The organism is uncultured Campylobacter sp. (assembly GCF_938041645.1).
In the GTDB taxonomy this organism is placed as follows: Bacteria; Campylobacterota; Campylobacteria; order Campylobacterales; family Campylobacteraceae; genus Campylobacter_B.
Window position 1 is genome coordinate 1 of the sequence record NZ_CALIST010000043.1, and the last position, 15,373, is coordinate 15,373.

Here is a 15,373-nt window from a genome sequence, read left to right on the forward strand (position 1 = left end):
AGAGGAATTACTTTTTTTATAAATATATTTTTTGATAGACTTTTCATGAAAGGTTCTTTTAAGTTATCTATCTTTTCAATATAATCTTCTACATTTTTTCCTTTTACAGATTGTCCATTTTTTACTTTAAAACCTCCCTTATCATAAAAAGCTCCCCAATTTTGCATTATTATATCTATCTTTTCCCTCTTATTTTCAATTTTATCCTTTATTTTTTCATTTCATTTTTTTAATTTATCTTTTCAAAATTTTAAAATTTAAATCTGCTAGCCTGGGTCAAATTTTGAAATTTTAAAAGGCGTTGTTTCTTTTGCGGCCGCTGTTTTAATAAAATTTCAAAATTTTAAAATTTCGGCTAAATTTGATTTAGCGGATCTGATCGCGAGTGCAGTGCCGCGAGCTAAATTAAAGCGCAGCTAAATTTTAAGATGCGGCTAGAACTAGAATTTGAAGGCGGCAGGCGCGGCTGAATTAAAATTTTAAAAGCATGGCGCACAAAACCGTGGCGCCGAGGTCAAATTTAAAGTATCTCGGCGCGGTATAGATCGCAACGATCGCGCTGCTAGCGGCAAAACCAAAAACCGCCACGGCAAAACCAAAATCGCAGCAGCAAAAGCCTAGCCAGCCACGGTAAAATAAAATTGCTGCGACAAAGCTAAACCGCCGCGGCAGAAACTAAGCCCTTGCGGCTAAATTTAAGGATTGCAAAGATTGCGACGAGCGATATTTTTAAAAACAGCTACCATAATTTTAAGCGTGTTTTACCCTTTCGGTCTCTATTTTTTGCACGGCGGCGCGCGAGTCTGCTTGCTCGCGGCGATGAGCGCGCTATGGGGAGCGCGAGCTGTTTTTGAAAGTAAAGATCGCGCTATTAAGGGCGCGTGCGCGGCATTTTTTGTGCTGTGCGCCATATTTGGCGGTCTTGCGTATCTGTATCCGCTCATAATAAATTTCTCGCTCGCGGCGCTTTTCGCGCTCAGCCTAAGATCGACGTCTGCGATCACGCGCCTGGCGCTTTTGAAGCAGCCAGGTCTCAACGAGCACGGCCGCGCCTACACGCGCAAGCTGACCGGAATTTGGCTCGGATTCTTCGTGCTAAACGGCCTACTTAGCGCGGCGCTACTGCTACCGCGAGATAAAATTTATTGGAGCGTTTACTGCGGCGCGATCTCATATGTCCTCATCGGCGCGCTGATCGGCGGCGAGATGATTTTTAGGAAATTTTATGTTAAAAAATTTGATTAATTCTTTGGAGCCTTACGAGCGCGAAATCCTTGCCGCGGCGGCTCTTGCGCGCGATTTGGCAAAAACTGGATGCAAGCAGAGCGAAGCGGCAAGCTTAAAAGGCGCGGACAAACCCCAAAGCAGCGCGGCAAACGTAAATTTAAAATACGCGGAAAATTCTAGCAGAAGCGCAAATTTTAATGATGCTAAAAATTCTAGCGGCGGCTCAGATGCCGCACGTGCCCTACAATCGGCGCAGACGCAAGAGCAAGAACGCGCGCCGATGATCGAAATTTACGGCGAGGACGCGACAGAGTTTATCGCATTTTTTTTCGGTGCAATGATTGCGGGCTTTGCACCCGTACTGCTGCGAGAGCCCAAATTTAGCGGCGAATTTCATCTTGGCGGCGACGTGAAAATTCCAAATCTCGCTGCAGCACAAAATTTAGACGAATTCAGCCCGCATGATTTAGAAAACATTTCGTCTCACGATACGGGAAAATCCGCGCTTAAAATTTCATCTAAAAACGCGCCGCAAAATCACGCGCCGTGCGAGCAAGAGGCTGTCTCTTTGCACCTACTGCGCGCCGATCAAAAATTTTATATCAAAACTTCGGGCTCCACGGGCGAGGCAAAAAATATCGAAAAAAGTCTGCGCGATATGGTTTTGGAGGCGGAATTTTTAGTAGAAAGATTCGGCCTTTGCGCAAGCGATCAATTTTTATCTGGCGTCTCGCACCAAAATATGTTTGGGCTCACATTTAGCATCTTCGTGCCGCTGCTTTGCGGCTCGCGCACGCAAAAAGGCGGCCTAAACTACCCTGAAATCATCCTCGCAGCCGATCTTGCGGGCGCCGTGCTGATCAGCTCGCCCACGGTGCTCGGCGCGCTGTGCGAGCACGCAGACGCCGCAAACATAGCGCCTTTGAGCACCATTTTTAGCGCGGGCGCGCCGCTAAGTCCTGCGATCCGAGATAGGTTACGCGCGCTTAGCAGCGCCCGCATCGTCGATATTTACGGCTCCAGCGAGACGGGCGTGATCGCCTGCAACGAAGGCGCGGGACTTAAGAATTTTGCCCCCGTTAGCGTGCAGATCCGCACGGATATTGATAGCAACGGCGCGGAGAAACGCGAGGGCGAGCTCTTTGATCCTGTGGCAAGCTCTTGCGGCGAAAATTCTGCGGCAGAGCCTAAAACGAGCCGTGCGGACGGGCAAAATACAGACGGACAAGACGCAAACCGCTCGGGCGAGCAGGCGTCTAAATTTAATGCAGACGTTAGCGATAAAACCGCAGCCAGCCAGAAAAACAGCCCCGCACCGATCATCGCAACAAAACACGACGATAAATTTACGCAAGAGAGCGAGCTTTGCGATAAATTTACGACAAAGCGGCCCGCCGACCAATTTTCGCAAACGGGCGAGTTTACGATCAGCTCGCCTTGGTGCGAGCGCTTTGAAAGCCGCGATTTCGGCTATGTGTGCGCAGATGAGATCACGCTTTTGGGGCGCGGCGATCGCACCGTAAAGATCAACGAAAACCGCGTGAGCCTCGATCTTCTCGAAGCCAAACTCCGCTCGCACGAATTTATCGGCGAGTGCAGGATTGATCTGCACCCACAGCGAGACCGCGCCGTAGCTCTTATCAAGCTCAGCGAACGCGGCGAGCAGGCGTTTCGCGCAGGCGGCAAAAAGGGCGTCACGGACGAGTTAAAGGCCTTTTTAAAGCCCGAATTCGGCGCGATTTTGCGCTACTTTAAGATCGCAAGCAAGCTGCCTTTTAATGAGCAGGGCAAGCTAAGCAAAAAGGACTTTTTAAGCGCCCTGCAGCGCTACGAGGTGCCAATTTTCGAGCGGAGCGCGGAGAGTGAGTTTCGCGCGAAGGTGCGAGCCAGCGACTTTTATTTTGACGGACACTTTGCGCGATTTGCGCTGGTGCCCGCGTTTATGCAGCTTCGCTTCGTATTGATCTGCGCAAAAGCCCTCGACTACGAGCTGGACGGCACGCAAAAGATAGAAAATTTAAAATTTACGAATTTCATCCGCCCCGGCGATGAAATTTTAATCAAAATCACCGAAGCAAGCGGCAAACTCCGCTTTGAAATTTCAAACGACAAGGTCTGCGCCAGTGGAAGAATTTGCCTTTAAGCCCGCATTTTTACTGCCCTACTTCAACCACCCCGCGCGCATCGCCGAGCTCGTGCACGCCCTGGCGCCCATCGCGCCCGTGCTGATCGTGGACGACGGTAGCGACGAAGCGAGCAAAAGCGCGCTAAAGGGGCTTGCGGCTCAAATTTACACCCGCGCGCAAAACGGCGGCAAAGGCGCTGCCGTGTGCGACGGCCTAGTGTGGGCGAAGAAACTTGGATTTACGCATGCTTTTCAGATCGACGCGGACTTTCAGCACGACGTAAGCAGATGCGAGGAGTTTTTGGCACTTGCGGCGCAGCAGCCCTCCGCGCTGATCTGCGCTGCGCCCGCGTATGACGAAAGCGCGCCCAAATCCCGCCTACACGGACGCAAGATAATGAATTTTTGGTGCGTGGTAAACACACTCTCGCACCGCATAAAAGACGCGATGTGCGGCTTTAGAATCTACCCGCTAGAGGGGATCGTGCTGCTTCTGCCTCGCACCAAAAACCGTAGGATGGGCTTTGATGCCGAAATTTTAATCCTAGCCGTGCGCGCGGGGCTAGAGATAAAATGGCTCGATCTGGCGGTGCGCTATGAAGCGGGCGGAGTGAGCCACTTTGCGCCGTTTCGGGATAATTTCGGAATTTCGCTGATGCACGCTAGGCTATTTTGCGGGCTTCCGCTCTGGCTTGCAAAAAGAGCGCTAGAGCGCGCCTGCGATAAATTTAAAAAGCGCAGCTTGCAGGATGTTTCGCAGCGGCGCGCAGACGAAACTTTGCAAGGGCTAGCGGGGCAAAACTTTTGCGGCGGAGCGCGGCGCGATAGTTGCAAAGGTGCAAAAGAGGAGATGGACGGCGGCGCAAACGAAAAAGCTGGTATCGAAAAATGCGGCGACAACGCCGCAGTACAAAGCTCACAGGCGGAAAATTCAGCGCAAAGTTCGTTCGTAAAAGCCTCGCCACAGAGTACCAGCGCAAAGGACGGGTGCGATGGCTAAGCACTGGAGTGAAAACAACGAAAAGGCGGGCGCGGCGCTTTTAAATTTAGCCCGCTTCATCACGCTTCACACGCCTGATTTTTGCATGCGAGGCACCGCACTTTGCATCTCGGCGATCTATTTTGCGCTGCTTAAAAACGAACGGCGCGCGATCAGGGAGTTTTTGCGGCACGCGCTTGATCGCGAGCCCAAGATTCGCGAAATTTACGCGAATTTTTATAAATTTTCCCTCAGTCTGTGCGAAAAAATCGCAGTTTGGAACGGCAAGATCGCGCTAGATCAAATACGGGTGCAAAGCGGCATGAAGGAGCTTTTAAGCGACGGAACGGGCAAAATTTTAATCACTTCGCACTTCGGCAACACCGAGATCGCGCGCGCCCTTTCAGCAAGCACGGCGGGGATAAAAATCAACGTGCTGATCTTTCGCAAACACAGCGAAAATTTTATGAAATTTATTGAAAAAATGGGCGGCGGCGTGAAAATTCTTTACGTCGGCGAGCTCGGTATCGGCGAGATGCTGCAAATCAAAGAGCTACTACAAAACGGCGAGCACATCGCGGTAATGGGCGATCGCATGCCGGTGGGCTCGGATAAATTTCAAAGCGAGGATTTTTTAGGACGCAGCGCGAACTTCCCGATCGGCGGCTACCTGCTCGCTAAAATTTTGGACGCGCCGCTATTTAGCCTATGGTGCTACGAGGGGCGCAGCGGCCACGAGCTTCGGCTGCAGCCGCTGCCTGCGCCGCTAAAAAGCCGCGATAAGGCGCGATCTGTAGCGGCGCCGCTTAAAAGCTACGTGCGGCAGCTCGAGCTTTATGCCAAAGAATTTCCTTCTCAATGGTATAATTTCTTTGATTTTTGGGCGCAAGGGAAAAACGCGAGCGATGTGGAGCGCGACGGCACCGTAAATTTCGACGAGACGAGTTCAAACGCTGTGTCAAATTTAAATGGCGCAGCGGATTTAAATGACACGACGAGTTCAAATACGGCGTCAAATTTGAAAAATACGGCGAGTTCGGATACTGCGCTAAATTTAGATAATTCGAATTTAACCGCCGCAAAATCCGCCGCGCAAGACGAAAAATTTCATAGCGGAGAGAGGAATGAAAGAGTATAAATTTCGCGCCAGATTTTACGACGCCGATCCGATGGGCGTGATGTGGCACGGCAACTACGTAAAGCTCTGCGAGGACGCTAGATGCGAGTTTTGGCGCGACGCAGGTTACACATATATGCAGATGAGAGATGATGGATTTATATATCCCATTATCAAAATGGAGTTTAAATTTATCGCGCCGATACTTTTTGACGACGAGGTTGCGGTAAGCATCGAGCTGCTTGAGTGCGACACGATAATAAAATTCTCCTACCGCATCAAAAGCCCATCCGGCGCGCTCCTAGCCAAGGCAACCACGTCGCAAGCCGCGGTGGAGCTTGATTCCAAAAGGACGCTGTATGAGATACCGCCGCAGCTAAGGGAGTGCGCGGATAAAATTTTAGCAAAGAAAAATTCCGCGGGTAAAATTTCGGCGGCAGATAAAATTTCATCGGCAAGCAAAGCTGTGCCCGAGCAAGAGCGCTCTCAAAATGCCGCGGCAAATGAAATTTTGCCTAGCGATAACGAGCAGTGAAATTTAGCGAGCATAAAATTTAAAGGACTACGATGAAAATTTTAGCTTTATTTTTGGCGATTTTGGGGCTTGCGGGCGCGCTTGAAGTAAGCGATCTGGCGCTTAAGACCGACAATATCGGCGGCAAATTTAGCGAAACGCTCAGCATCGAGGGCTTTGCCGAGCCCGTGCGAAGCAGCGGCGAGTTTAAAATCAAAGGCGGCGAGCTGTTTTGGACGACGCTAGAGCCGGTGCGAAGCGAGCTAAAAATCGGCGCAGACGGCGTTTTTGAGCGTAGCGGCGCGGCATGGATCAAAAGCGCCGATTCGCTTTTTGATAAGGACACTTTTTTGGCGATCTCGCGCCTGGACGTAGCGCGGCTTAGCAAAAATTTCTCGATCGCGCTAAGCGGCAGCAAAGATGCGTGGCGCGCCGAGCTAAGCCCCAAGGGGATGCTGCAAAATATCTTTAAAAATATCGTGATCGAGGGCGGCGCCTACGTCAGAGTGCTGCGAATTAGCAGCGCTAACGGCGACGTGAGCGAAAACGTATTTTCGGACGTCGTGAGCTTAGATGAGTAAGAGCGCGATCCTAGCGGTATTCGGCGCGGCATTCATCGCGCTTTGCGCCTTTATAGCGTTAAATTTAAACCGCGTAAATTCCGATTTTTACGAGCTAAGCGGCATTGAAATTTCGGGCGAGCAGAAACAGAGCGTCGAGGATTTCAACCGCGAGATCGCAAGGCAAATCATCGTCGCAAGCGCAGAGAGAGCGAGCTTTGACGCGTTCATTGCAGATATGCAAAAAAGCGGGCTTTTTGAGAGCATAATCTACGAGGTCAAGGACGCGAGCGTGTATCAGAGCGAGCTTGCGCGCTTTGCGCCCGCGATGCTCGATGATGCGAGCGTGGAGCTTTTAAAAAGCGATCCGCAGGCCTTTTTTGAGCGTAGCGCGCGTGAGATTTATTCAAAATTTCGTCCGCTTAGCCTCTCGCAGGACTTTTTCTCGCTTAGCCTTCACTCGCGCCTCAGCTCTCGCGGCGCGATCAAGCTCGATCCTGCACAAAACCGCTTCATCGCGATCATTGATGGCGCGCCGCACTACCTCGCTACGGCCAAACTCGCTCCGAAAGCAAACGACGACGCGCTTAGCGCGCTTGTGCGCGAGGCGCAAAAGAGCGAAATTTTAATCTCCGGCACCGCCCTTTTTAGCGCATTGGGCAAGAGCGCGGGCGTGCGCGAAAGCTCCGTCGCGGGCGCCGTATCGCTTAGCCTGTGCGCGGCGCTGCTGCTGGCGGCATTTTCGCGCGTACGGATCTTCTGTCTGCTACTGCCCGCGCTTTTCGGGCTTGCCTGCGGCGTAGTGGCTACGATGGCGATCCGCGGCTCGATCCACATCCTAAGCGCCGTAGTTTCGACGAGCCTAATCGGGCTGATGCTGGATTACGCGGTGCACTGGCTCGGCGCAAACATCTCGCGCCGCATCGAGGCTCGCTCGATAAAAAGCATGCGAAACATCCTACTTCTAGGGTTTTTCATCACCGCAGGAGGCTACTTCGTATTTTTATTTAGCCCGTTTTTTCTGCTCAAAGAGATCGCGATCTTTGCTATAGCCGCACTTGCGGGGGCATTTTGCTTTAGCTACTTCGCCCTGCCGCTACTTCTTGAAGGAGCGGAATTTCGCCCCGCCCCGCTCTTTGCAAAAGCTCTTGAACTCTACGCAAAGACGCTTTACAAGATAAACCTAAGCCTCAAAGCGCTCATTCTCGTTTGCGCGGCGCTGCTTGCGTTTTTGCATTTTAAAATGGAGCTTAAGGACGACGTCAGCGAATACGCGAGCCTGGATAAAAAACTGATCGCAATGAGCGCCAAGCTCGCAAGCATCGGAGGCTCCAGCTTCGATCTGATCGTGGGCAACGATGCGGGCGCGGTAGCCAAAGAGGTCGTAGCGCGCGGTCTTGCGGACTCATACACCGGCGCGCCGATTTTGGATCCAGCTACGCAGAGCTTTATCAAGCAGGCCTTTGCAAACTACGATAGAAGCGCATTTTTACGTCTTGGACTCAGCCGCGAGCTCGTGGACGCAAACTTTGCCAAGATTGCAGATGCACCCATTTTAAGCTACGAGCAAGCTAGAAGCTCCGTTCTTTTTGCCGCGATGCCGAGCATCGATCCGCATATCGCTTTTTTGCGCGGCGTGCGCGATAAAGCGGCCGTAAGCGAGCTTGCCGCGCAGATGGGCGCGCTGCATCTAAACATGCGAAGCGCCATAAGCGAGGCATTTTCGCAGATCAAAATCAACGCCTTGTATCTAAAATGCGCCGCATACGCCCTTGCGCTCGCATTGCTGTGGGCGTTTTTCGGCGCGCGAACGGCGTGGCTGATCGTCATCTCCGTCTTTGCGTCAAATTTAGCCGTACTCGCTCTGCTTAGCGCATTCGGCGTGAGCGTAAATATATTTGCGATCTTTGCGCTGATCCTATCAGGCGCCGTGGGGATCGATTATATGATCTTTGCAAACAACGATAAAATGGCGCTTGGCGATAAAATTTTCGGCATCACGCTCGCGTCTTTAACCAGCATAATCTCTTTTTTTACGCTCGCTTTCAGCTCCACCAAGGCCGTGGCGCTGTTTGGGCTATGCGTCAGCCTTAACATCGCGCTAGCGGCGATCTTAGCGCAAGTTTTGGCGGCGAGCAAGAAAAGCTAATCAAGCGGAAGTCAAAGAGCCGAAAGCACTAAATAGACGCTCTTTACTCGCTTGCAGATAAAATTTTATAAAAGAGCGCGCCGTAAATTTACGCAGCCGCGGCGGATGAAATTTAATCTAACTCGCCGCGAGATAAAATTTAGCTTGTCGTGACGCAAGATAAAATTTAACCGACTAGCGCGAGATAAAATTTGAGATGAAATTTCGACCAAGCAAGCTGCGAACCGGAATTTAAAAAACAAGGTTGCAGGATAAATTTTAAAAGTTGATCTTTGGCGCAGCGTCTCGGAGCTTGCTATTAAATTTGAACCTATGCAGTGCATTTTTAAATTTAAACCCTTGCGGCGCGTTATTAAATTTAAATTTGCACGCCGCAGACCGCCCTACTCGCTGCTTTTGCCCGCTTTTATCATCTTTATAAATTCCTTTGCGAGCTTGGAGGGCTTTTTATACACGACCGAAAACGACACGTCCAAAAGCGGCTCATCAGCGACGTCAAAGAGCGTGATGTAGTCCTTTTGCGTCTCAAAAATGTACCGCGCGAAGCTGAAACTCACGCAAAGCCCCGCCGCGACCATCGCGTTAGCCACGTACAGATAGGAGGTGTCGCAGAAAATTTGAGGCGTAAAGCCGGCGTTTTCAAATATCTTTTTAAAGTTCGATTCGCTTTTTAAAATTTTACTGCTGATTGCAAATTTATCGGATTTAAACTCGCTAAGTGCGATCTTGGGGTATTTCTCGGTAGAATTTATACTAGCTCGCGAAACGGCAGGATGAGAGGAGCAGACGCTTAGAAGCAGCCTGCGCTTTTTTATAAACTCGCACTCAAGCCCCTCCGCAGAAAGCTCGCCGAAGTGCGCGGCATAGACGACGTCAAGCTCGCCGCTTTTTAGCATCTCGATGAGTGCAGGCTCGGAGTGAGCGTGCACGACCCTGATGTCGGCTTTGGAAAACCTACTGTAAAACATCGCGATGATCTTTTCGATAAATTTAAAGCTGGTCGAGGTCGCGCCGATAACGAGTTTGCCCGTCTTAATCGACGAAAGCCCGTGGATTTCGTTGTTTAACTCGCTATTAAGCCGCAATAAATTCTTAGCCTTGGCGATGTAAATTTCGCCGGCGTAGGTAAGCTCAAGGCCGTTTTTTCTATCAAAAATTTCGACCCCGAGCTCCTTTTCTAAAAGCATAATGCTCTTAGAAAGCGACGGCTGGGCGATACCAAGCTCGCTCGCCGCCCTTGTAAAGCTTTTAAGCTCCGAAATTTTTACCGCAAATTCCATATGTCGCAGGCTCATTTTTTGCCCCTTTGGTTGAAATTTTATAGCCTTTAGCTATTAAATTATATACCAAATAACATTTGACTTACATAAAGATTTAATATAAAATTACGACATTAATCTTTAAGATTAAAAAATCTCTAAGTAAAGGGGCAAATATGCAGAGACGCGACATACTGAAAATGGGTATGGTAGGAGCCGGTGCACTCGCACTTAGCGCGGTAAATGCACAAGCAAGCGCAGTGGACGCAAAGGACGTCAAATTTGACGAGGAGTGGGATGTAATCATCATCGGTAGCGGGTTTGCAGGACTTGCGGCAGGCTTAAAAGCAGCCGAGAAAGGCAACAAAGTCTTGATCCTTGAAAAGATGGGCCGTATCGGTGGAAACTCCGTCATCAACGGCGGCGGTATGAGCGTGCCGATGAACCCAGTGCAGGAAAAAACGGGCATCAAAGACAGCAAAGAGCTATTTATGAACGACTGCCTAAAGGCGGGTCTTGGCATCAACCATCCTGAGCTTTTAAGTACCCTAGCCGATCGCGGCTTGGACGCGTTTAAATTCCTCGTCGATAGCGGCGTGCAATTTAAGATGGATCACTGCGCGCACTTCGGCGGACACAGCGTCGCGCGCTCGATGCTAACTACAAATGATAGCGGCTCTGGCTACATCCAGCCGATGCTTGAAAAATTTGAAGCGCTAAAAGATAAGGGCTGCGAGCTTCGCCGCCGCGCGAAATTTGACGATTTCGTAATGGACGGTGATCGCGTAGCGGGTGTCGTAATCCGCGAGGAGTATAAATTTGATCCGAATCTTTATAGCGACGATCTTGAAAACACGAGCGGCACGAAAAAAACGCTAAAGGCAAACAAGGGCGTAGTGCTCGCAGCGGGCGGATTTTGCCGCGATAAAATTTTCCGTAAGCTTCAAGATCCGCGCATCCCTGATGACGTCGATAGTACAAATCACGCGGGAGCTACCGCGGGCGTGCTACTAAAAGCCTTTGAGATCGGTGCGTATCCGGTGCAGGTCGATTGGATCCAGTTCGGTCCGTGGGCGAGCCCCGATGAGAAGGGCTTCGGCACCGCTCCGATCCTAACTCAGCAAGGTACCTTTAAATACGGCATCGCCGTGGACGTTCGCAACGGCAAGCGCTTTATGAACGAGCTTGCAGATCGCAAGACCCGCGCGGACGCGGAGTTTAAAATTTTACGCGAGGATCCGAAAGCCTATCCGATAACCTTCGCCGATACCAAAATGGCGTTTAAAGACCTAAGCGAAGAGGTAATTTCCAAGGGTATGGCAAGCGGCAAACTAGTCGGCGAGTGCGCTACGCTAGACGATATCGCTAAAAAATATGGCGTACCTGCCGACGCGCTAAAAGAGACCGTCAAGAAATATAACGAAGGCGTAAAGGCTAAAAAAGACGAGTTTGGCAAGCAAGAAAGCGCGCTTAGCGAGATCAACGAAGCGGGACCTTTCTACGTCATCCGCCTCTCGCCGAAGCCTCACCATACAATGGGCGGCCTAAAGATCAATACCAAAGCCGAGGTCTTATCATCTAAAACCAATAAGCCGATCCCAGGCCTTTGGGCTGCAGGCGAGATCACCGGCGGAACTCACGGCGCGAGCCGCTTAGGCACCGTCGCTATCACCGACTGCATAGTTTTCGGAATGATCGCAGGCGAGCAGATCGCCTAATATAGTCGGAGCGTAGGCTCTCTTAAGCCTTGCCAGGTTAGCGAAAGCTGGCCCGCAAGGCACTTCTACAAAAGGTTGTAAATGAAAAATTTCAGTTTTACGGCATTATTTCTGTGCTGTATCATCGCGACTTTGTTCGGCGCGCCGTCCGCTAACGACGCCAACGCCACGAACATAGTCGTTTCAGATGAGCTTCGGGCAAAATACAAAATCAAACCTCATCACGAGCATTTGGCGTTTGACTGCGTCGATTGCCATGTAAATCAAGGAAGCGATCCGTCTAAATTTAAAAGTATCGGCGACAAGGGCTGTATCAGCTGCCACGGCGACAAAAAACAGCTCGCTTTGAGGCTTAAATTTATGGATACGCTTAAGGCTAATCCGCACAACTCCGTCCACGACGGTCCTACGCTATACTGCGACGAATGCCACAACGAGCACAAGGCATCTACGAATATGTGTACCGAATGCCACGAGCACGAAGTGCCGCAATGGATGGGGGTGACACCATGAGAATTTCTAAAAAATTACTAGCGCTTATCATCTTAATAAGCGGTATTATAGGGTTTTTCGTCGTCGTGCCGGTGCATTACGCGCTTGAGAAAACAAGCACCGATAAATTTTGCGACGTCTGCCACGAGATGGATCCGATGGTGATCGCCTATCAAGACGACGTACACTCGGGCAAAGGCAAAACGGGCGTCAAAGCTAAATGCGTCGATTGTCACCTACCGCACGACAATATCGTAAAATACGTCTATCAAAAGGCCAAAAACGGCGTGTTGGAGGGCTACTCGCACTTCTTTGACGAGCCCGAAAAATATGACTGGAACAAAAGGCGCGAAAACCGCGAGCACTATGTGTTTGACAACGGCTGCACGAGCTGTCACGCTACCGTGATCGACAGCAAGATCACCTCCGAGCAAGCACAGCGCATGCACGCGCACTACAAAAAGCTCTTAGGCACCGAGCGTGAGCTAAAATGTGCGAGCTGCCACGTAAGCGCGGGCCACGGCATCGGGCTTCGCAACTACCTAGAGTACTGGCGACCGACGTATAAAATTTACGAAAAGAAGATGATGCAGGAGAAGATCAAGGCAAAGAAGGGATTTTTCGGCGACGAGTATAAACCGAGCGCCGAAGAGCAGGCCTTTATAGACGCTTCTAGCGCGAAGAAATAACGCCTTGGGATTATAAGCGTTTCAATTCGCGATTCAATTCATGCTCCGCCGTGGGTTAAATTTAAAGCTCAAATTTAGGGCTTAATTTGATCCGCGGCGAGTTAAATTCAGCGAAGTTAAATTTTATCTCGCTTTTATTCGCTTGATCCAGCAAGTAAAATTTTATCCTTTTTCATCTCTTTTACGCTTTACGGACGAGCTTTAAAATTTATCCAAATTTAAAATTTCATCGAAAGAAGCCGTGCAAAAATCATCGCTTTTTTTGATATTAGCGCCGTATACTAGGGCGCAGTCAATGCCTGCTATATTAAGGGCTTAAAGACAAACATCAGTTTGCCGATGTCAGATATACAGTGCGCTTATTCTACGAAATGCTGCTGAAATTTTACTAGATTAAATAGCTACGTTAAATTTAATAGTAAGGCTTTATAATTTTAAAATTTCATGGAGCGGATCGGCAAATTTAAAATTCCGTCTCCCTGAAATTTTGCCGAATCTATCATTTAAATTTATCGTCTAAATTTCGTCCTTGTTTCATTAAATTTAAGAGTCCGTGTAAATTTAGAGAGTTTAGATTGAAGTATTTAGCAAGCGCGAGTTCGCTTGATGATACGGATGAGAAAGAGTAAATTTTTCAGGTTTAACGCCATTTTTTGCGTCATATATGAGGCAGAATAATACGGATGAGAAAGAGCGGGAAATACTCCGCTCTTTAAAGCTTTAGTTGCCGCTTAGATCAAATTTATACGCAGCCTGCAACCATATCTCGTTCTCGTCGAACTTTCTATTTACGCCGCTAGCGTAGTGGTCGCTTCTTTCAAGCGCAGTGTAGGTTACGCCCAAGCTCAGCCCCTTAACTGCCTTAGGAGCGTAGTTTGCCGTTACCGCCCAACCCTCTACGTCCATGCTGGTACCGACCTTTTGGCCCGCAGCTCCGCTAGCATTGATATTATTCGTGCCGCCTACTCTGTCTTGATCGCCCTTTACGTAGTGCAGCGCGGTTTTGAAGCCGTCCAGACCGATAGCGCCGAAGTTGTAATCAAGCACGATCTTGTGTGTATCCATACCCGCATATCCTGTGAATACGAACGGGCCTCGGATAGGTAGCGCGGTGTATGATCCCGGGCCGTGGCCGACGCCCAAAATAACGGCATCATCATCGCTAACGGTCGTATAGGCATACGATAGACCGAATCCGAAAAACTCGCTAACCGAGACTCTTGCGCCGAACATATCGCCGTCAAGCCTTCTTGGCTCCAGCCCTCCGTCTACGCGCGAGCCTTTGTAGTTAAGGTCAAATCCTAGCTTTAAAATTTCGCCTACGGGCACTTTTACATTCGCCTCGGCAAGATACAAACTAACGTCGCCGTCTTTTAATGCGTTAGCGGGTTTTACGTCCGTTACCGCTGCGTAAGCGCCGGTTAAAGTAGTATAAGGCAAGGATTTATTTTGAACATATGCGGAGAAGATATTTTCAAATTTTACGGCGACCGGACCGGTCATATTACCCAGAATCACCCTATCTTTAAACAAAGGAGCCTTTCCTTCGCCTGCCGGAGCGCCCATAGCGGTTTTGCTCCTTCCTTGGAATTTATAAAACCATCCACCCCACAATGTAGTATCGGGGATATCTTTATTAGATATCGCTACGCCCTCGAAAGCCTCTTTAAACGCCCTGGTATAGTTGCCAGCAACGAGCGGAGTTACGACATATTGTCTACCTGCCTTTATATCGGTATTTCCTATGCCGTATCCTAGGTATAATTCCGATAATACCGCACCTTTAGTATACCACTCCTTATCGTAGGCGATCTTATTGCTTGAGCCTACGTGATACGGCATCAACCAGCCTTGCCCGGTAAGTCCTATTCTAAAGCCGTAAGAGGATCGGTGACGTATCCGAGCTCAAGACCCACGCCGAATGCCTCGTAGTCGTTATCGCCCGTAGCAGCTTCGCCTCTATTATCTACGGTTTTACTGGCGTAAGTTGTCTTTACCGTTCCGCCAAGCTTACCATTAGTGATCGCTTCGGCTACGCTATCCGCCGCGCTTAGCGAGGACACCGCACATGCGCAAAACGCCGCAGCTAAACTTAGTTTGATGAGTTTCATTCGAAATCTCCTTTCATTAAAATAGAATTTAAATCGAAATTTTAATCTTGCATCAATATTTTTGAAATGAATTATATCATATTTACACCTCTAATCTAAAATTTCGACATTACTAAACCTATAATCGCAATTATAGCACTGACTCAAATAGAAGCATTTACTATAAAGCGAAGTATACATTCGACATAGTGATATATTATTAAGGTGCTTTATATTCGGCTTATCGGCAAGCATCTCTAAGCACCAAAAAGAAATATCCACTCTAAATGCTTCTCAGAACAAGCCTGTAAGCTCCTTATGTTTGATAATATTATCATACAAAAAACTTGCACATATTCCTAGATAGAAGGCAATAAATGCGGAGACTCCGTAATCAAAATTTTTATCAAAAAAATTATATATAAGTAAATTTCGTCTTATTATAAACTAATTT

The 15,373-nt window shown here is 49.2% G+C and carries 13 protein-coding genes; 10 read left to right on the forward strand and 3 right to left on the reverse strand.

Annotated features, from left to right (window positions below; genetic code table 11):
• Positions 1-711: 711 nt before the first annotated feature.
• Genes Q0600_RS06495 through Q0600_RS06525 form a run of 7 tightly spaced genes read left to right on the forward strand, consistent with a single transcriptional unit; the run spans position 712 to position 8,671 of the window.
• Positions 712-1,245 carry a DNA gyrase subunit B gene (locus Q0600_RS06495; RefSeq protein ID WP_298758311.1) on the forward strand — a complete coding sequence of 178 codons (534 nt, stop codon included), beginning with the start codon at positions 712-714 and terminating at the stop codon, positions 1,243-1,245.
• Positions 1,226-3,370, forward strand: a complete 2,145-nt coding sequence (locus tag Q0600_RS06500) for an AMP-binding protein (RefSeq protein WP_298758314.1) — start codon at positions 1,226-1,228, stop codon at positions 3,368-3,370. The genes Q0600_RS06495 and Q0600_RS06500 overlap by 20 nt, the downstream gene beginning before the upstream one ends.
• A complete protein-coding gene (locus Q0600_RS06505; RefSeq protein WP_298758317.1) occupies positions 3,351-4,352 on the forward strand; it encodes a glycosyltransferase family 2 protein in 1,002 nt (333 codons plus the stop codon). Before Q0600_RS06500 ends, Q0600_RS06505 begins: the two co-directional genes overlap by 20 nt.
• Entirely contained in the window at positions 4,345-5,469 is a 1,125-nt protein-coding gene (locus Q0600_RS06510) for a hypothetical protein (RefSeq protein ID WP_298758320.1), read from the forward strand. The genes Q0600_RS06505 and Q0600_RS06510 overlap by 8 nt, the downstream gene beginning before the upstream one ends.
• A complete protein-coding gene (locus Q0600_RS06515; RefSeq protein WP_298758323.1) occupies positions 5,456-5,983 on the forward strand; it encodes a thioesterase family protein in 528 nt (175 codons plus the stop codon). The genes Q0600_RS06510 and Q0600_RS06515 overlap by 14 nt, the downstream gene beginning before the upstream one ends.
• Before the next feature lie 32 nt (positions 5,984-6,015).
• On the forward strand, positions 6,016-6,543 hold the full coding sequence (locus Q0600_RS06520; RefSeq protein ID WP_298758326.1) for an outer membrane lipoprotein carrier protein LolA: 528 nt from the start codon (positions 6,016-6,018) through the stop codon (positions 6,541-6,543).
• Positions 6,536-8,671: a hypothetical protein gene (locus Q0600_RS06525; protein ID WP_298758329.1), complete on the forward strand. Its 2,136-nt coding sequence runs from the start codon at positions 6,536-6,538 to the stop codon at positions 8,669-8,671. The genes Q0600_RS06520 and Q0600_RS06525 overlap by 8 nt, the downstream gene beginning before the upstream one ends.
• A 383-nt stretch (positions 8,672-9,054) precedes the next feature.
• Here the strand turns inward: Q0600_RS06525 and Q0600_RS06530 are convergent, their stop codons facing one another.
• A complete protein-coding gene (locus tag Q0600_RS06530) occupies positions 9,055-9,966 on the reverse strand; it encodes a LysR family transcriptional regulator (RefSeq protein WP_298758332.1) in 912 nt (303 codons plus the stop codon).
• A 140-nt stretch (positions 9,967-10,106) separates the two neighbouring features.
• Here Q0600_RS06530 and Q0600_RS06535 point away from each other — a divergent pair, with 140 nt between their 5' ends.
• The 3 genes from Q0600_RS06535 (at position 10,107) to Q0600_RS06545 (ending at position 12,829) form a co-directional block, all read left to right on the forward strand.
• Complete coding sequence (locus Q0600_RS06535) at positions 10,107-11,648, forward strand: flavocytochrome c (RefSeq protein ID WP_298758335.1); 1,542 nt, start codon at positions 10,107-10,109, stop codon at positions 11,646-11,648.
• A gap of 81 nt (positions 11,649-11,729) precedes the next feature.
• Complete coding sequence (locus Q0600_RS06540) at positions 11,730-12,161, forward strand: cytochrome c3 family protein (protein WP_291937344.1); 432 nt, start codon at positions 11,730-11,732, stop codon at positions 12,159-12,161.
• Entirely contained in the window at positions 12,158-12,829 is a 672-nt protein-coding gene (locus tag Q0600_RS06545; protein WP_298758344.1) for a NapC/NirT family cytochrome c, read from the forward strand. The genes Q0600_RS06540 and Q0600_RS06545 overlap by 4 nt, the downstream gene beginning before the upstream one ends.
• Positions 12,830-13,549: 720 nt before the next feature.
• Here Q0600_RS06545 and Q0600_RS06550 read toward each other — a convergent pair.
• Positions 13,550-14,671: an OprD family outer membrane porin gene (locus tag Q0600_RS06550; protein ID WP_298758338.1), complete on the reverse strand. Its 1,122-nt coding sequence runs from the start codon at positions 14,669-14,671 to the stop codon at positions 13,550-13,552.
• 23 nt (positions 14,672-14,694) lie between these two features.
• On the reverse strand, positions 14,695-14,940 hold the full coding sequence (locus tag Q0600_RS06555; protein WP_298758341.1) for a hypothetical protein: 246 nt from the start codon (positions 14,938-14,940) through the stop codon (positions 14,695-14,697).
• Positions 14,941-15,373 lie beyond the last annotated feature (433 nt).

Coding starts and splice junctions, on each gene's coding strand:
- Q0600_RS06500 (WP_298758314.1), top strand. CDS start 1,226: ATGTTAAAAAATTTGATTAATTCTTTGGAGCCTTACGAGCGCGAAATC.
- Q0600_RS06510 (WP_298758320.1), top strand. CDS start 4,345: ATGGCTAAGCACTGGAGTGAAAACAACGAAAAGGCGGGCGCGGCGCTT.
- Q0600_RS06515 (WP_298758323.1), top strand. CDS start 5,456: ATGAAAGAGTATAAATTTCGCGCCAGATTTTACGACGCCGATCCGATG.
- Q0600_RS06520 (WP_298758326.1), top strand. CDS start 6,016: ATGAAAATTTTAGCTTTATTTTTGGCGATTTTGGGGCTTGCGGGCGCG.
- Q0600_RS06525 (WP_298758329.1), top strand. CDS start 6,536: ATGAGTAAGAGCGCGATCCTAGCGGTATTCGGCGCGGCATTCATCGCG.
- Q0600_RS06530 (WP_298758332.1), bottom strand. CDS start 9,966: ATGAGCCTGCGACATATGGAATTTGCGGTAAAAATTTCGGAGCTTAAA.
- Q0600_RS06535 (WP_298758335.1), top strand. CDS start 10,107: ATGCAGAGACGCGACATACTGAAAATGGGTATGGTAGGAGCCGGTGCA.
- Q0600_RS06540 (WP_291937344.1), top strand. CDS start 11,730: ATGAAAAATTTCAGTTTTACGGCATTATTTCTGTGCTGTATCATCGCG.
- Q0600_RS06545 (WP_298758344.1), top strand. CDS start 12,158: ATGAGAATTTCTAAAAAATTACTAGCGCTTATCATCTTAATAAGCGGT.
- Q0600_RS06550 (WP_298758338.1), bottom strand. CDS start 14,671: ATGCCGTATCACGTAGGCTCAAGCAATAAGATCGCCTACGATAAGGAG.
- Q0600_RS06555 (WP_298758341.1), bottom strand. CDS start 14,940: ATGAAACTCATCAAACTAAGTTTAGCTGCGGCGTTTTGCGCATGTGCG.